Origin of the sequence: Frankia sp. AgB32 (assembly GCF_023243045.1) — a bacterium.
Classification (GTDB): Bacteria; Actinomycetota; Actinomycetes; order Frankiales; family Frankiaceae; genus Frankia.
In genome coordinates this window covers 1-572 of record NZ_JALKFX010000173.1, presented here as the reverse complement: position 1 = coordinate 572, position 572 = coordinate 1, and the positions used below count along the sequence as shown (strand labels likewise).

Sequence of the window (572 nt, the reverse complement as noted above, 5' to 3'; positions counted from 1 at the left end):
CCGCGCTGTGGGCGCTCGTGTGGGCCGGCGGGCCGGATCGGGGGGCGTCAGACCGTGTCGCGCAGGCGCTCCCGGTCGAACTCGCCGTTGCGGGCGCCGTCGAGGAACGCGTCCCACTCGGCGGGGGTGAACGTCAGGACGGCGTCGGTCGGTCGCATCGAGTGCCGGACCGCGACGTCGCCGTCGAGGTCGAGGGCGACCTCGACGCACATGCCGCCGGCGCCGTTGCTGGCGCTGCTCGTGCGCCACGCCAGCGTCGCGGGGGCCTGGCGCCGCGTGCCGCCCTGGCCGCCGTAGCCGCCGTCGGGGGGCATCTGGTCGTGGGTCCAGTCGTTGGTCATGTCGTCCTCCGCTGTGGGTGGTCCGCTCCGCTGGTCGGAGCGGCGGCTCAGGGGGTGCTGTTCGCCAGCAGATCGAGGAGGTTGATCCGCTGCTCCACCCGCAGGGCCATCGCGTCCTCGACCTGCTGCGCGGTGAGGATTTTCATGCCCTGGCGCCAGAAGTCCAGGTAGAACGTTTCGAGGGCGCGGAGTTCCTGCGCGCGTTGCTCCATCAGCGACGCCACGGCGTCA

At 72.7% G+C, this 572-nt stretch carries 2 protein-coding genes; both read right to left on the bottom strand.

All coding sequences use genetic code 11. From position 1 onward, the window contains the following. Window positions 1–47: 47 nt before the first annotated feature. The gene (locus tag MXD60_RS26290; protein ID WP_518468726.1) at window positions 48–341 is read right to left on the bottom strand and encodes a DUF397 domain-containing protein; all 294 of its coding nucleotides are present in this window, start codon (window positions 339–341) and stop codon (window positions 48–50) included. A 47-nt stretch (window positions 342–388) separates the two neighbouring features. Further along, on the bottom strand, window positions 389–572 hold a 184-nt coding region (locus MXD60_RS26285), incomplete at its 5' end, for a hypothetical protein (RefSeq protein ID WP_248822390.1).